This window comes from Streptomyces sp. NPDC001941 (assembly GCF_040296945.1).
GTDB lineage: Bacteria > Actinomycetota > Actinomycetes > Streptomycetales > Streptomycetaceae > Streptomyces.
Map to the genome: position 1 here is coordinate 15,190 of NZ_JBEOYE010000005.1, position 13,931 is coordinate 29,120.

At 71.4% G+C, this 13,931-nt stretch carries 14 protein-coding genes; 6 read left to right on the plus strand and 8 right to left on the minus strand.

The genetic code is table 11. The features are described 5' to 3' along the window. Nucleotides 1-101: 101 nt before the first annotated feature. Nucleotides 102-1,769, minus strand: a complete 1,668-nt coding sequence (locus tag ABT160_RS06305; protein ID WP_351644244.1) for a fumarate hydratase — start codon at nucleotides 1,767-1,769, stop codon at nucleotides 102-104. 172 nt (nucleotides 1,770-1,941) lie between these two features. Between ABT160_RS06305 and ABT160_RS06310 the strand changes: the two genes are divergently transcribed. Further along, complete coding sequence (locus ABT160_RS06310; protein ID WP_351644246.1) at nucleotides 1,942-2,631, plus strand: DUF1707 SHOCT-like domain-containing protein; 690 nt, start codon at nucleotides 1,942-1,944, stop codon at nucleotides 2,629-2,631. A gap of 158 nt (nucleotides 2,632-2,789) precedes the next feature. Beyond that, nucleotides 2,790-3,158, plus strand: a complete 369-nt coding sequence (locus ABT160_RS06315; RefSeq protein ID WP_351644248.1) for a WhiB family transcriptional regulator — start codon at nucleotides 2,790-2,792, stop codon at nucleotides 3,156-3,158. Between the two features lie 121 nt (nucleotides 3,159-3,279). Here ABT160_RS06315 and glpX read toward each other — a convergent pair whose 3' ends face one another. Then, entirely contained in the window at nucleotides 3,280-4,311 is a 1,032-nt protein-coding gene (gene glpX, locus ABT160_RS06320) for a class II fructose-bisphosphatase (RefSeq protein ID WP_351644251.1), read from the minus strand. 185 nt (nucleotides 4,312-4,496) lie between these two features. Between glpX and ABT160_RS06325 the strand changes: the two genes are divergently transcribed. After that, nucleotides 4,497-5,051 carry a DUF4245 domain-containing protein gene (locus ABT160_RS06325; RefSeq protein ID WP_351644252.1) on the plus strand — a complete coding sequence of 185 codons (555 nt, stop codon included), beginning with the start codon at nucleotides 4,497-4,499 and terminating at the stop codon, nucleotides 5,049-5,051. A gap of 127 nt (nucleotides 5,052-5,178) precedes the next feature. Here ABT160_RS06325 and ABT160_RS06330 read toward each other — a convergent pair whose 3' ends face one another. The 4 genes from ABT160_RS06330 to ABT160_RS06345 all read right to left on the minus strand — a co-directional run bounded on the left by ABT160_RS06330 (nucleotide 5,179) and on the right by ABT160_RS06345 (nucleotide 9,118). Further along, entirely contained in the window at nucleotides 5,179-5,769 is a 591-nt protein-coding gene (locus ABT160_RS06330) for a malonic semialdehyde reductase (protein WP_351644255.1), read from the minus strand. 337 nt (nucleotides 5,770-6,106) lie between these two features. Beyond that, a complete protein-coding gene (locus tag ABT160_RS06335) occupies nucleotides 6,107-6,355 on the minus strand; it encodes an exodeoxyribonuclease VII small subunit (RefSeq protein WP_351644258.1) in 249 nt (82 codons plus the stop codon). 60 nt (nucleotides 6,356-6,415) lie between these two features. Further along, nucleotides 6,416-7,633 (minus strand): exodeoxyribonuclease VII large subunit, encoded by a 1,218-nt coding sequence (gene xseA / locus ABT160_RS06340; RefSeq protein ID WP_351644260.1) that lies wholly within the window; start codon nucleotides 7,631-7,633, stop codon nucleotides 6,416-6,418. A 78-nt stretch (nucleotides 7,634-7,711) separates the two neighbouring features. After that, nucleotides 7,712-9,118 carry an APC family permease gene (locus ABT160_RS06345; RefSeq protein ID WP_351644263.1) on the minus strand — a complete coding sequence of 469 codons (1,407 nt, stop codon included), beginning with the start codon at nucleotides 9,116-9,118 and terminating at the stop codon, nucleotides 7,712-7,714. Between the two features lie 53 nt (nucleotides 9,119-9,171). Here ABT160_RS06345 and ABT160_RS06350 point away from each other — a divergent pair, with 53 nt between their 5' ends. Beyond that, complete coding sequence (locus tag ABT160_RS06350) at nucleotides 9,172-10,161, plus strand: 4-hydroxy-3-methylbut-2-enyl diphosphate reductase (RefSeq protein ID WP_351644266.1); 990 nt, start codon at nucleotides 9,172-9,174, stop codon at nucleotides 10,159-10,161. 175 nt (nucleotides 10,162-10,336) lie between these two features. Then, nucleotides 10,337-11,077 carry a polyphosphate--glucose phosphotransferase gene (gene ppgK, locus ABT160_RS06355; protein WP_351644686.1) on the plus strand — a complete coding sequence of 247 codons (741 nt, stop codon included), beginning with the start codon at nucleotides 10,337-10,339 and terminating at the stop codon, nucleotides 11,075-11,077. Here ppgK and ABT160_RS06360 read toward each other — a convergent pair whose 3' ends face one another. Next, on the minus strand, nucleotides 11,078-11,698 hold the full coding sequence (locus tag ABT160_RS06360) for a DUF6542 domain-containing protein (protein ID WP_351644268.1): 621 nt from the start codon (nucleotides 11,696-11,698) through the stop codon (nucleotides 11,078-11,080). A 205-nt stretch (nucleotides 11,699-11,903) separates the two neighbouring features. On the opposite strand from ABT160_RS06360, the gene ychF reads away from it, so the two are divergent. Next, nucleotides 11,904-12,992: a redox-regulated ATPase YchF gene (gene ychF, locus ABT160_RS06365; RefSeq protein WP_351644270.1), complete on the plus strand. Its 1,089-nt coding sequence runs from the start codon at nucleotides 11,904-11,906 to the stop codon at nucleotides 12,990-12,992. A 121-nt stretch (nucleotides 12,993-13,113) separates the two neighbouring features. Here the strand turns inward: ychF and ABT160_RS06370 are convergent, their stop codons facing one another. Continuing rightward, nucleotides 13,114-13,695 carry a Uma2 family endonuclease gene (locus ABT160_RS06370; RefSeq protein WP_351644273.1) on the minus strand — a complete coding sequence of 194 codons (582 nt, stop codon included), beginning with the start codon at nucleotides 13,693-13,695 and terminating at the stop codon, nucleotides 13,114-13,116. Nucleotides 13,696-13,931 lie beyond the last annotated feature (236 nt).

Sequence of the window (13,931 nt, forward strand, 5' to 3'; positions counted from 1 at the left end):
TTCCTTCCGTACGGCGGCACGTGGAACCCACCCTCGGACACGCGAACACCCTCCGCAATCGCTGGACTGCGGAGGGTGAGCGAATGGGGGAGCGGCCGTGATCAGGCCAGGCCGGGGCCCCGCACCGGGATGTGAGTGAACGTCGGCTCCGGCGCCGGGTCCTGGAAGAAGTCGTTGCCCTTGTCGTCGACGACGACGAAGGCGGGGAAGTCCTCGACCTCGATCTTCCAGACCGCCTCCATGCCGAGCTCCTCGTACTCGACGACCTCGACCTTCTTGATGCAGTCCTGCGCCAGGCGGGCCGCGGGGCCGCCGATCGAGCCCAGGTAGAAGCCGCCGTGGCCGGCGCACGCGTCGGTGACCTGCTTCGAGCGGTTGCCCTTGGCCAGCATCACCTTCGAGCCGCCGGCCGCCTGGAACTGCTCGACGTAGGAGTCCATGCGCCCCGCCGTGGTCGGGCCGAAGGAGCCGGAGGCGTAGCCCTCGGGGGTCTTGGCCGGACCGGCGTAGTAGACCGGGTGGTCCTTGAGGTACTGCGGCATCTCCTCGCCCGCGTCCAGCCGCTCCTTGATCTTGGCGTGCGCGATGTCGCGCGCCACGACCAGCGGGCCGGACAGCGAGAGCCGGGTCTTCACCGGGTGCTTGGTGAGCTCGGCCAGGATGTCGTCCATCGGCTGGTTGAGGTCGATCCGCACGACCTCGCCCGCGTCCAGGTGCGTGTCCTCGGTCTCCGGCAGGAAGCGCGCCGGGTCGGTCTCCAGCTGCTCCAGGAAGACGCCCTCCGCGGTGATCTTCGCGACGGCCTGGCGGTCGGCCGAGCAGGAGACGGCGATGGCGACGGGCAGCGAGGCGCCGTGCCGGGGCAGCCGCACCACGCGCACGTCGTGGCAGAAGTACTTGCCGCCGAACTGCGCGCCGATGCCGATCCGCTGGGTGAGCTCGAAGACCTTCTGCTCCAGGTCCTGGTCGCGGAAGCCGTGGCCGGTCTCGGCGGAGCCCTCGGTGGGCAGCTCGTCCAGGTAGTGCGCGGAGGCGTACTTCGCGGTCTTCAGCGCGAACTCCGCGGAGGTGCCGCCGACGACGATCGCCAGGTGGTACGGCGGGCAGGCCGCGGTGCCCAGCGAGCGGATCTTCTCCTCCAGGAACTTCATCATGGAGGCCTCGTTCAGGACGGCCTTGGTCTCCTGGTAGAGGAAGGACTTGTTGGCCGAGCCGCCGCCCTTGGCCATGAAGAGGAACTTGTAGGCGCCGCCGTCGGTCGCGTACAGCTCGATCTGCGCGGGCAGGTTCGAGCCGGTGTTCTTCTCCTCCCACATGGTCACCGGGGCCATCTGGGAGTAGCGCAGGTTCAGCCTGGTGTACGCGTCGTAGACGCCCCGGCTCAGGGCCTCCTCGTCGCCGCCGCTGGTCAGCACGTTCTGCCCGCGCTTGCCCATGACGATCGCGGTGCCGGTGTCCTGGCACATGGGGAGCACGCCGGCGGCCGCGATGTTCGCGTTCTTCAGCAGGTCCAGCGCGACGAACTTGTCGTTGCCCGAGGCCTCCGGGTCGTCCACGATCCGGCGCAGCTGCGCCAGGTGCGCCGGGCGCAGGTAGTGCTGGATGTCGTGGATCGCCTCGGCGGCCAGCGCCCGCAGCGCCTCCGGCTCGACCTTGAGGAACGTACGGCCGTCGGCCTCGAAGGTGGAGACTCCCTCGGAGGTCACCAGGCGGTAGGGCGTGGTGTCCTCTCCCAGCGGCAGCAGGTCGGAGTACGCGAACTCTGGCATCAGTACGGCCATTCCTCACTCGGCGGACAGCGGCGCGGCCTCCGTCGGCAGCGCGCCCTCCAGCGTATGACGCCCGCGGCGGACCGCCCCGGTGAGGTAAGGCTCAGTTGACGCCACGCCCGCCGGGGACCACACCTAGTCGCGATCTATCGCGTTTCGCTAGGCTGGGAGGGTGGACCTCGAGAAGCACCCCCAGCAGCCGCAGCCGCCCGCCCCCGCGGACCGGAAGGGCTTCGCCGACCCCGCCGACACCATGCGGGCCTCGGACGCCGACCGGGACCGCGTCGCCGACATCCTCAGGGACGCCCTCGCCGAGGGGCGCCTCGACGCCGAGGAGCACGCCGAGCGCATCGACGGCGTGTACCGCGCCAAGACCCTCGGCGAGCTCGAACCGCTCGTACGGGACCTCCCGGCGGCCGGCTCCGCGCCCCGCCCGGCCCGGGCGTACGACCCCGCCGGGGAGCCCGGGTCCGGCCCGGGCGAGAACCTGGTCGCGGTCTTCTCCAGCTCCACCCGGCGCGGGCGGTGGCGGGTCGGGCAGCGCACCGGCGCCTTCGCGCTGTTCGGCAGCGTCGAGATCGACCTCACCGAGGCGATCTTCGCCCAGCGCGTCACCACCATCAATGCAACGTCGATCTTCGGGAACGTCGAGGTGCGGGTCCCCGAGAACATCTCGCTGCGCGGCAGCGGCAGCGGCGTCTTCGGCAATTTCGAGGTCGTCACGGCCGAGGCGGCCGATCCGGAGGCCCCCGTCGTCGTCGTGAACGGATATTCGGTCTTCGGGAACATCGAGGCGAAGCCGAAGCGCGGCAAGCGCATCGCCGACCTCCACGACCGCCTGCGCAAACACCTGCCGCACTGACCCCCGGGAGCCGGTCGACCGATGCTTTTCGGCCGATGGCGCATCGCGCGGAATTCCGCCCCTCGGACCCCTGTGCCACTCAGTGCATAGGCGCGCGTACAGCGGGTAGGGACTGCTGCATCGTCTCTCGCTCGCGAAGCCGTCGTCAGGAGTAGACCGTGCTGCAACTGCCGCATCAGCCCCTCCAGGTCGCCGCTGTTCCGACCCAGCGAATTCCCGCTCGGGAAGACCAGGCCGGACCCTGGCACACGGAGGCTGTGTGCCGCCGGGACGAGGCCGGGCTGTTCTTCGCCCCCTCCAAGGAGCCGACGGCCGCCCGGCTGTCGCGCGAGGAGGCCGCCAAACGGGTCTGCGCGAGGTGTCCGGTGATGGTCGAGTGCCGGGAGCACGCGCTGCTCCAGCCCGAGCCCTACGGGGTCTGGGGCGGGCTCACCGCCGCCGAGCGCCGTGTGGTCCTCGCCCGGCGCAGGCGCCGCGAGGTCGAGCTGCGCAAGGCCGCCGCGGACCGCGTCGCGGCCGCCGGATAGGGCCGTACGCTCCGTACCGTCGTCGCGGGCCGGTCCTCCCGGTCCGTACGGGAAGGGGCGCCCCCACCGCACATGGGGGCGCCCCTCTTCGTACCGCGCGTGCCGGTCGGCCGCCGGGCGGCTACTTGGCCCGGTCGAAGTCGATCTGGCTGTACGCGCGCAGCTTGGACAGCCGGTGCGTGGAGTCGATCTGGCGGATCGTGCCGGACTTGGACCGCATCACCAGGGACGAGGTGGTCGCCGTCTCGGCGCGGTAGCGCACTCCGCGCAGCAGCTCGCCGTCGGTGATGCCGGTGGCCACGAAGAACACGTTCTCGCCGGAGACCAGGTCGTTGGTCGACAGGACCCGGTCCAGGTCGTGTCCGGCGTCCAGCGCCCGCTGGCGCTCCTCGTCGTCCTTGGGCCACAGCTTGCCCTGGATCACGCCGCCCAGGCACTTGATGGCACAGGCCGAGATGATGCCCTCGGGGGTGCCGCCGACGCCCATCAGCAGGTCGACGCCGGTGCCCTCGCGCACGGCCATGATCGAGCCGGCCACGTCGCCGTCCGAGATGAACTTGATGCGCGCCCCGGTCTCGCGGATCTCCTTGATGATGCCCTCGTGGCGGGGGCGGTCCAGGATGACCACGGTGACGTCCTCGGGCGAGGAGTTCTTGGCCTTGGCGACCCGGCGGATGTTCACCGACGGCGGGGCCGTGATGTCCACGTAGTCGGCCGCCTCGGGGCCGGTGACCAGCTTGTCCATGTAGAAGACCGCGGACGGGTCGAACATGGTGCCGCGGTCGGCGGCGGCGAGCACCGCGATGGCGTTGGGCATGCCCTTGGCGGTCAGGGTGGTGCCGTCGATCGGGTCCACGGCGATGTCGCACTCGGCGCCGGTCCCGTCGCCGATGCGCTCCCCGTTGAACAGCATCGGGGCTTCGTCCTTCTCGCCCTCGCCGATGACGACGACGCCGTTCATCGAGACGGTGCTGACCAGGGTCCGCATGGCGCGCACGGCGGCGCCGTCGGCGCCGTTCTTGTCGCTGCGGCCGACCCAGCGGCCGGCGGCCATGGCCGCCGCCTCCGTGACGCGGACGAGTTCCAGGGCGAGGTTGCGGTCGGGGGCCTCGGGGGAGACCTCGAGCTCGGACGGCAGGTGATGCTCGGTCATCGGGGCGCACCTTTCTGTACGGCGACGGCCGGAAAGAAGAGAGGGTGCTGCGACTCTATCGGTACGTCGACATATTGAGCAGGGGGCCCCACGTATGAGCACCCGCTTTGGCAGGTCCCTGACGATATGGCCGGACGGGTGGGGGTCCCGGCGGAACCCCCTGTCCATGATGCGAACATGGGTCCGTGGCAGGTATGCGAGGCAAGCAGACGGTACGGGGGATGATCCAGTCGCTGGCGGTCATCCTGATCGCCGCGGGTGTGATGTATCTCTTCATCCCGCACGACGAGTCCAAGGATCCGGTCAAGCGCGTGGACTACCGGGTCGAACTCCTGACGGCGCAGCGCGCCGCGCCCTACCCGGTGGTGGCGCCGCACGGGCTGTCCCAGGACTGGAAGCCGACCTCGGTGCGCTACCGGGGCGACCAGGACAACGCCTGGCACCTGGCGTTCCTTGACCCGGACGAGCAGTACGTCGCGATCGAGCAGTCGACGTCGGCCAAGGCCGACGAGTTCGCCGGGCGGGTCAGCCAGGACGCCAAGAACACGGGCAAGACGCAGCAGGTGGGCGGCGAGACCTGGCAGCGCTGGGACGGCCCCAAGTACCGCGCCCTGGTGCGCACGGACAAGGGCGCGACCACCGTCGTGACGGGCACCGCCTCGTACGAGCGCCTCGGGGAGATGGCGCAGGCGCTGCGCTCGCAGGGCCCGACCGCGTCGGCCGCCCCGAAGCAGGCCTGACCCCGCCCGTACGGAGAGGGAACGCCGAGAGGCCCCGGACACCAGGTGGTGTCCGGGGCCTCTCGCGTGCGCGTCGGATGTCTCAGCCGTGCGAGCCGTCCCAGCCTTGCGAGTCGTCCCAGCCGTCTCAGACGGTGGTGATGACGTCCTCGTAGGCGAGGCGCGGGGAGCGCGGGAACCAGGCGTTCTCGCCCGGCTTGCCGATGTTGACGACCATCAGCGGGGTGTGGTCGTCGTCCAGGAACTCCTTCTGGACGCCGGCGAAGTCGAAGCCGGTCATCGGGCCCGCGGCCAGGCCGGCGGCCCGGATGCCGATGAGGAAGTACGCGGCCTGCAGGGTGGCGTTCATGCCGGCGGCCTGCTCGCGGACCGGGCGCTCCGAGAAGAAGGCGTCCTTGGCGGCGGGGAAGTGCGGGAAGAGCGCCGGGAGCTCCTCGTGGAACTCGTTGTCCGCGGAGAGGATCGCGACCAGCGGGGCGGCCTCGGTCTTCGGCTGGTTGCCCTCGGCCATGTGCTTCACCAGGCGCTGACGGGCCTCGGCGGAGCGGACCAGCGTGATGCGCAGCGGCGACTGGTTGAAGGCGGTCGGGCCGAACTTGACCAGGTCGTAGATCGCCTGGACCTGCTCCTCGGTCACCGGCTCGTCGGAGAAGGTGTTGGCGGTGCGGGCCTCGCGGAACAGGAGGTCCTGGGCGGCGGGGTCAAGAACGAGGGACATCTACGTACCTTCCAGGCTTTATGTGGGTCGCCGGTGCGGATCTGGCGACGTCGTCACCGTACGACATAGATAGATTAAGTTTCAACTAAAGGGGTCCGCGGGTGACCGGCCTCACAGGAGGCGCCGTGGTCACCGGGACCCCGCGGGCCGCCGTGCGCCACGGCGGTCCGGGTAGCGCAACACCGTCCCGCGGCGTCTTCTTCCTGGTCCCGGCAATGATCTGGTCAACAGAGACGGAGGGCGGGGTTCCGGACCGAAGCCCGGAACCCCGCCCTCCGGTCACGCCCTCGGGTCAGGCTCTCGGGAGGCAGGAGGAAGCAGGAGGAGCCAGGAGGGCCTACTCGTCCGCCTCGTCCTCCGCGTCCCCCTCCGCCAGCGCCGCGTCCAGGCGGGCCCGCGCCCCGTCCAGCCACCGCCGGCACACCTTCGCCAGCTCCTCGCCCCGCTCCCACAGCGCCAGCGACTCCTCCAGGGTGGTCCCGCCGGCCTCCAGCCGGCGCACCACCTCGATCAGCTCGTCGCGCGCCTGCTCGTACCCGAGGGTCCCCATCGCGCCCGACCCGCCGTCGTCGCCCTTGCCAGCCATCTCACTCACTCTCTTCGCGCTCACTCGACCCGACACCCGCTCCACCCAGGACCCGGGACCTCAGTCCCCGGTCCCCGACACCCGCACCCCGAACTCGCCCTCGGCCACCCGCGCCCGCAGCTCCTCGCCCTCGTCCACCTCGCCGGGCGCGCGCACCACGGCGCCGTCCCGGCGCTGGAGCACCGCGTACCCGCGCTCCAGGGTGGCCTTCGGCGACAGCGCCACCACCCGGGCCCGGGTGTGCGACAGCTCCGAGTCGGCCCGGTCCAGCAGATGGCCCAGGACCCGGCGGCCGCGCGCCACCAGGGCGTCCACCTCGGCCCCGCGCTCGTCGACCATCCGCCCCGGGTGCTCCATCACCGGACGGCCCAGCGCGTGCGCCAGGCCCCGCTCCTCGCGGTCGAGCAGCCCGCGCACCGTGCGCAGCGCCCGGTCCCGCAGCCCCTGCACCCGGTCCAGCTCCTCGCCCACGTCCGGCACGACCTTCTTGGCGGCGTCGGTCGGGGTGGAGGCCCGCAGGTCGGCGACCAGGTCCAGCAGCGGGGAGTCCGGCTCGTGCCCGATCGCGGACACCACGGGCGTACGGCAGTCGGCCACGGCCCGCACCAGCTGCTCGTCGGAGAACGGCAGCAGGTCCTCCACGCTGCCGCCGCCGCGCGCGACGACGATCACGTCGACCCCGGGCATCGCGTCGAGCTCCCGGACCGCCTGGACCACCTGCGGCACCGCGTGGACGCCCTGCACGGCGACGTTGCGCACCTCGAAGCGGACGGCGGGCCAGCGGCGCCTGGCGTTCTCCAGCACGTCCCGCTCGGCCGCCGAGGCGCGCCCGCAGACCAGCCCGATCAGCTGCGGCAGGAACGGCAGCGGCTTCTTGCGGTCCAGGGCGAACAGGCCCTCGGCGCCCAGCGTGCGCTTGAGCTGCTCCAGCCGGGCGAGCAGCTCGCCGATGCCGACGGGCTTGATCTCGGCGGCCCGCAGCGACAGCTGGCCGCGCGGCGCGTACCACTCGGGCTTGGCGTGCACGACGACGCGCGCGCCCTCGGACACCACGTCGGCCACGGCGTCGAACACCTGGCGGTAGCAGGTGACGCTCACCGAGATGTCGTACGAGGGGTCGCGCAGGGTCAGGAAGACCACCCCGGCCCCGGGGCGCCGGGACAGCTGGGTGATCTGCCCCTCCACCCACACGGCCCCGAGCCGGTCGATCCAGCCGCCGATGAGCCGGGACACCTCACCGACGGGCAGCGGGGCTTCCGCGGACGTGTTCAGAGCCATGCGAAGACCCTAGCGACCCGCACCGACAGCGGGCCCCGGCACGCGGCCCCGACAGCGGGACCCGGCACGCGGCCCCGGTCAGGCGCGTCCGGCGGTCCGCCGCGTCCCCTGCACCGCGAGCACCACCAGCCCCACCACCAGCCACACGCCGCCCACCACCTGCGCCGCGCCGGACGCCTTCGCCATCACCGCGACCAGGACCGCCGCGCCGACCACCGGGAGCAGCACGTGCGCCACCCAGCGGACCGGGCCCTCCCTGCGCCGTACCGCGTACCAGCCCACCACGCTCGCGTGCAGCAGCACGAAGGCCGTCAGGGCACCGATGTCGACCACCGACACCAGGTGGTCCATCCCGTCGTCCCTGCGGGCCGCCCAGACCGCCGCCACCAGGGTCACCACGGCCGCCAGCAGGATCGCCACCCGGGGCGTGCCCGAGTCCGTACGGGACAGCAGCTTCGGCAGCCTGCGCTCGCGCGCCATCGCGAACAGCAGCCGCCCGGCCGCCGCCTGCCCCGCCAGCGCCGCGAACGCCGCGCCGATCGCCTTGCTCACCGCCACCAGGTCGTGCAGCCACGACCCCACCGACGCCTCCACCGCGTCGTAGAACGCCGAGCCCTGCTTGCCCGGCTGGGCGGCCAGCTCCGCCGAGGAGACCGGCTCGAGCAGCGCCACCAGGTACGTCTGCGCCACGAACAGCGTCCCCGCGAGCACCAGGCAGAAGACCACCGCCCGCGCCACCTTCGCCGAACCGCCCGTGACCTCCTCGGCGAACGACGCGATCGCGTCGAAGCCCAGGTACGACAGCACGGCCACCGACACCGCGCCCAGCACCGCCGCCATCGAGAAGCCGGCGTCCCCGGTGAGCGGCGACAGCCAGTCCCGCCTGGCCCCGTCCCGTACGAGCACGACCAGCGCCGACACCACGAAGACCAGCAGCACGGCGATCTCCATCGCCAGCACCGCGAAGCCCACCCGGGCCGCCGCCCGTACGCCCCACAGGTTGAGCAGCGTGGTCAGCACCACCGCCAGCGCCGTCCACACCCAGCGGGACACCGACGGCACCAGCGCGTTCATCGCGATCCCCGCGAAGAGGTACGCCACCGCCGGGATCAGCAGGTAGTCCAGCATCGCCATCCAGCCCGCGACGAAGCCCGGCCCCTCGCCCAGGCCCTTGCGCGCGTACGCGAACACCGACCCGGCCTGCGGGGCGACCCGCACCATCTGCGCGTAGCTGAATGCGGTGAACGCCATCGCCACCGTGGCCACCGCGTAGACCAGCGCCACCGCGCCGTGCGACTTCGCGTCCAGCGTGCCGAAGACGCCGACCGGCGCCATCGGCGCGATGAACAGCAGCCCGTAGACCACCAGGTCACGGAAACCGAGCGTGCGCCGCAGCCCGTCCGCCGCCTCCTCCCGGCCGCCCCGGTCCCTCGTGCCCCGCGCGCCACCGGCCGCGCCCGTGCCCTCCGTCGTGCCCTTGGTCATGCGCCCAGTCTCGGCGGGACACCCGCCCTCCGCCTGTTCTGGGCGGCCTTACGATGGGGACCATGACTTCCTCCGCTCGCCGCCGTGTCCTGCTCGCCGCTCCCCGTGGCTACTGCGCGGGCGTGGACCGCGCCGTGATCGCCGTGGAGAAGGCCCTGGAGCAGTACGGGGCGCCGATCTACGTGCGGCACGAGATCGTCCACAACAAGTACGTCGTGCAGACCCTGGAGAAGAAGGGCGCGATCTTCGTCGAGCGGACGGCGGAGGTCCCCGAGGGCTCGATCGTGATGTTCTCGGCGCACGGCGTCGCGCCGGTCGTCCACGACGAGGCCGCGCGGGGCAAGCTGGCGACCATCGACGCCACCTGCCCGCTGGTCACCAAGGTGCACAAGGAAGCCGTCCGCTTCGCGAACGAGGACTTCGACATCCTGCTGATCGGCCACGAGGGCCACGAGGAGGTCATCGGCACCTCCGGCGAGGCCCCCGACCACATCCAGCTGGTCGACGGCCCCGGCGACGTGGCCAAGGTCGAGGTCCGCGACCCCTCCAGGGTCGTCTGGCTCTCCCAGACCACGCTCTCCGTCGACGAGACGATGGAGACGGTCGACGCGCTCAAGGAGAAGTTCCCGCAGCTCATCTCGCCGCCCAGCGACGACATCTGCTACGCCACGCAGAACCGCCAGCTGGCCGTGAAGCAGATGGGCGCCGAGGCGGACCTGGTCATCGTGGTCGGCTCGCGCAACTCCTCCAACTCCGTCCGCCTGGTCGAGGTCGCCAAGCAGGCCGGCGCCCGCGCCGCGTACCTGGTGGACTTCGCCGCCGAGATCGACGAGGCCTGGCTCCAGGGCGTCACCACGGTCGGCGTCACCTCCGGCGCCTCGGTGCCCGAGGTGCTGGTCGAGGAGGTCCTGGAGTACCTGACCGGGCACGGCTACGAGGACGTCGAGATCGTGAAGGCGGCCGAGGAGTCGATCACCTTCTCGCTCCCCAAGGAGCTGCGCCGCGACCTGCGCGCCGAGGCGAAGGCGCTCGCCGAGGGCTGACGGGACGGCCGCCGGGGGCTGACGGGCGGCGCGTGGGGGCTGACGGGGGGCGCCGTCGTGCTGAGGGGCCGCCGGTGGGTCGCCGTACACCGGTGGGCCGCCGGTCCGATACGCCGGTGGGCCGCCGGTACGCCTGTGCGGCACCGCCCCGCGCCGTACGGTGGATGCCATGAACCTGAACGTGTTCGGAGTGGACATCGGCGGCTCGGGGATCAAGGGCGCCCCCGTGGACCTGGAGCGCGGCGACCTGGCGGAGCCGCGCCACAAGGTGCTCACCCCGCAGCCGGCCACGCCCGACGACGTCGCGGACAGCGTCGCCGAGGTCGTGCGCAACTTCGGCTGGTCCGGCCCGGTGGGCGTGACGTTCCCCGGCGTGGTCACGCACAACACCGTCCGCACCGCCGCGAACGTCGCCAAGGACTGGGTGGGCGTCGACGCCTCCGCCCTGCTCGGCGAGCGGCTGGGCGGGATGCCGGTGACGGTGCTCAACGACGCGGACGCGGCCGGCGTGGCCGAGATGTCGTTCGGCGCGGGCCGGGGCCGCAAGGGCACGGTCGTCCTGCTGACCTTCGGTACGGGCATCGGCAGCGCGGTCTTCATCGACGGCCGCCTGGTGCCCAACACCGAGCTGGGCCACCTGGAGCTGAACGGCCACGAGGCGGAGAAGCGCGCCTCCACGAAGGCCAAGGACGACGAGGACCTGAGCTGGCCGCACTGGGCCCGCCGGGTGCAGAAGTACCTGGCGCACGTGGAGATGCTGCTGTCGCCCGAGCTGTTCATCATCGGCGGCGGGGTGAGCCGCAAGGCGGACAGGTTCCTGCCGCTGATCGAGGGCGTGGACGCGGAGGTCGTCCCGGCGGAGCTGCAGAACAACGCGGGGATCGTGGGCGCGGCGATGGCGGCGGCCGGCCGCTGATCAGGCCTGGGGCCGCCGGGGTGCCACGCGCACGGCGGCGGCCTTGGCCGACTGCTGCTTGCCGTTCTGCTGCTTCCCGTTCTTCACCGGCGTACGGCGCTGGCGCCGGCTCATCAGCCGTACCTTGCGCACGCAGGTGATGAGGCCGGCCACCAGCGTGCCGCCGTACAGCCACCCGGCGTGCACGGCCAGCGCGGTCACCACGGCCATCGCCTGGCCGCCGAAGCCGCCGGTGCCGCCCGCGACGGGCACGATGCCCACGGCGAAGGCGATGGGCACGCTGATCGGCGCGGTGACCAGGTCCGCCGACCGCACCCACAGCGCGGTCGCCGCGCTGACCGGCAGGAACAGCAGCCCGTACACCAGGGGCGCGCCGTCGAACAGCAGCCAGTCCAGGCAGCCGAGCGCGAGCATCGCGGCCGAGGCGAAGAGCCCGGCCCCGAGCCCGGTCAGCCGGGGACTGGGCAGCCGCCGCAGGGCGAGCACCACCGGCGGTACGGGGCGCCCGCGCCGGGGCGCCGCGCGGTACACGGCGGCGCCGTCGACGAGCGCGCCCTGGGGGGCGAGGGGGCCCTTGGGCCGCTGCCGGGGCTGGGGGGGACTGGTCCTGTGCTGCTCCACCCTGACAACGTAGGTTGCCGACAGGGATGATCACGTCACGGGACACGCGCTTTGGACGAGCTTGCCGATCAGTTCGACCGGTAACCGCCCCCGGGCGGTCGGCCGGGCCGCGTTCGCCCGCCCCGCCGACACGCCCGTAAACTGGGCCGTCGTCCACCGGCTGGCGTCCGTCCAGTCCCCGCCTCCCCGTCAGGAAGTCGCCAACGTGTCGCTCACGATCGGAATCGTCGGTCTGCCGAATGTCGGCAAGTCGACCCTGTTCAACGCCCTGACCAAGAACGACGTGCTGGCGGCCAACTACCCGTTCGCGACGATCGAGCCGAACGTGGGCGTCGTCGGCGTCCCCGACCCGCGCCTGGACAAGCTGGCCGGGATCTTCGGCTCGCAGCGCGTGCTGCCCGCCACGGTCGACTTCGTCGACATCGCCGGCATCGTCCGCGGCGCGAGCGAGGGTGAGGGCCTGGGCAACAAGTTCCTGGCGAACATCCGCGAGTCCGACGCGATCTGCCAGGTCATCCGCGCCTTCAAGGACGAGAACGTCGTGCACGTCGACGGCAAGGTCTCGCCGAAGGACGACATCGAGACGATCAACACCGAGCTGATCCTCGCCGACCTCCAGACGATCGAGAAGGTCCTCCCGCGCCTGCAGAAGGAGTCGCGGATCAAGAAGGACGTGGCGCCGAAGGTGGCGGCGGTCGAGGCGGTCAAGGAGATCCTGGAGCGCGGCGACACCCTCTTCTCGCAGGGCTACGTCCAGGGCACGGAGAAGACCGAGCTCCTGCACGACCTGCACCTGCTCACCACCAAGCCGTTCCTCTACGTCTTCAACGTGGACGAGGACGAGCTGACGGACGACGCCTTCAAGGCCGCGCAGCGCGCCCTGGTGGCCCCGGCCGAGGCGATCTTCCTGAACGCCAAGCTGGAGGCCGACCTCGCCGAGCTCGACGACGAGGACGCCATGGAGCTCCTCCAGTCGGTCGGCGCCGAGGAGCCCGGCCTGGCCACCCTCGCCCGCGTCGGCTTCGACACCCTGGGCCTCCAGACCTACCTGACGGCGGGCCCGAAGGAGTCCCGCGCCTGGACCATCAAGAAGGGCGCGACGGCCCCGGAGGCGGCGGGCGTCATCCACACGGACTTCCAGAAGGGCTTCATCAAGGCGGAGGTCATCTCCTTCGAGGACCTGGTCGCCACGGGCTCGGTCGCCGACGCCCGCTCCGCGGGCAAGGCCCGGATGGAGGGCAAGGAGTACGTGATGCAGGACGGGGACGTGGTGGAGTTCCGGTTCAACGTGTAGCGACGCCCATACTGTGCGTTAACTAATTGGTCAAACGTGCAGGCCAGGAGGGTCGGACTCTGTCGAGTCCGACCTCTTCTGTATTCCCGTGCCGACTTGGTGCTGACTTGGAATCGCGGTGTCAGGCCGACTGGCCCGGTGCCAGCTTGTCCAGATCGAGGCTGATCTCGAATGGCAGGGGTCGCTGGAGCGTGTGGCGGAAGATCCCTGCCGGCGCGTACGAGCTGGTCGGCTCGTCGAGCTCGTAGACGTGCACGGCGGGGACGGTGTCCTCGTCCTCGATGCACCAGTAGTGCCGGATGCCGGCCTCGGCGTACTTGCGAAGCTTGACGGTCCGGTCGCGGTGGGCAGATTCCGGCGAGACGACCTCGACGACGAGTTGGACATCTTCGGGAGCGAACCAGGTGCAGTCAGGGTCGTACGGGGCGGTGGTCACCACGAGGTCCGGTTCCGGGCGGTTCCGGGCATCGAGGCGGATGGTCATCTCCCGGCCGACCCTGAAGCCCGCTGGGGCCTGCGCCCTGAGGGCCAATGTGATGTCGGTGACGATCTCTCCGTGCCACCAGCGCTGGGGCGACATCATGAATACGAGGGCTCCGTCGATCAGCTCGGTGTGGCGCGGTGCTTCCGGGAGGCGGTCCAAGTCCTCCGCGAACCAGCCTTCCGCGCGCGGCGGGCGCATCCAGTCGGGCAGTGCGGTCATGGCTTCACGGTAGCGGTCAGCAGCTCAGGCTGGGGAGCAGACGATCTCAGCCGGATGATTTTCGGCAACTTTCCACGCTGCAACCAGCCACCTGCCCAGCATCCGGTCATGAGCGACTCATCGGTTCAGATCGCCACGGTGGTCATTTCCGTGGGGGCTCTCGTCTTCTCGACGTTCCGGTTCCGCATCTGAGGCGCGTTCGTACGAAGGAAGGGCCCTGCTCGACGAGCGGGGCC

Coding starts and splice junctions, on each gene's coding strand:
- ABT160_RS06370 (WP_351644273.1), bottom strand. CDS start 13,695: ATGACCGCACTGCCCGACTGGATGCGCCCGCCGCGCGCGGAAGGCTGG.
- xseA (WP_351644260.1), bottom strand. CDS start 7,633: ATGGCTCTGAACACGTCCGCGGAAGCCCCGCTGCCCGTCGGTGAGGTG.
- ABT160_RS06345 (WP_351644263.1), bottom strand. CDS start 9,118: ATGACCAAGGGCACGACGGAGGGCACGGGCGCGGCCGGTGGCGCGCGG.
- ABT160_RS06305 (WP_351644244.1), bottom strand. CDS start 1,769: ATGCCAGAGTTCGCGTACTCCGACCTGCTGCCGCTGGGAGAGGACACC.
- glpX (WP_351644251.1), bottom strand. CDS start 4,311: ATGACCGAGCATCACCTGCCGTCCGAGCTCGAGGTCTCCCCCGAGGCC.
- ABT160_RS06330 (WP_351644255.1), bottom strand. CDS start 5,769: ATGTCCCTCGTTCTTGACCCCGCCGCCCAGGACCTCCTGTTCCGCGAG.
- ABT160_RS06335 (WP_351644258.1), bottom strand. CDS start 6,355: ATGGCTGGCAAGGGCGACGACGGCGGGTCGGGCGCGATGGGGACCCTC.
- ABT160_RS06350 (WP_351644266.1), top strand. CDS start 9,172: ATGGGGACCATGACTTCCTCCGCTCGCCGCCGTGTCCTGCTCGCCGCT.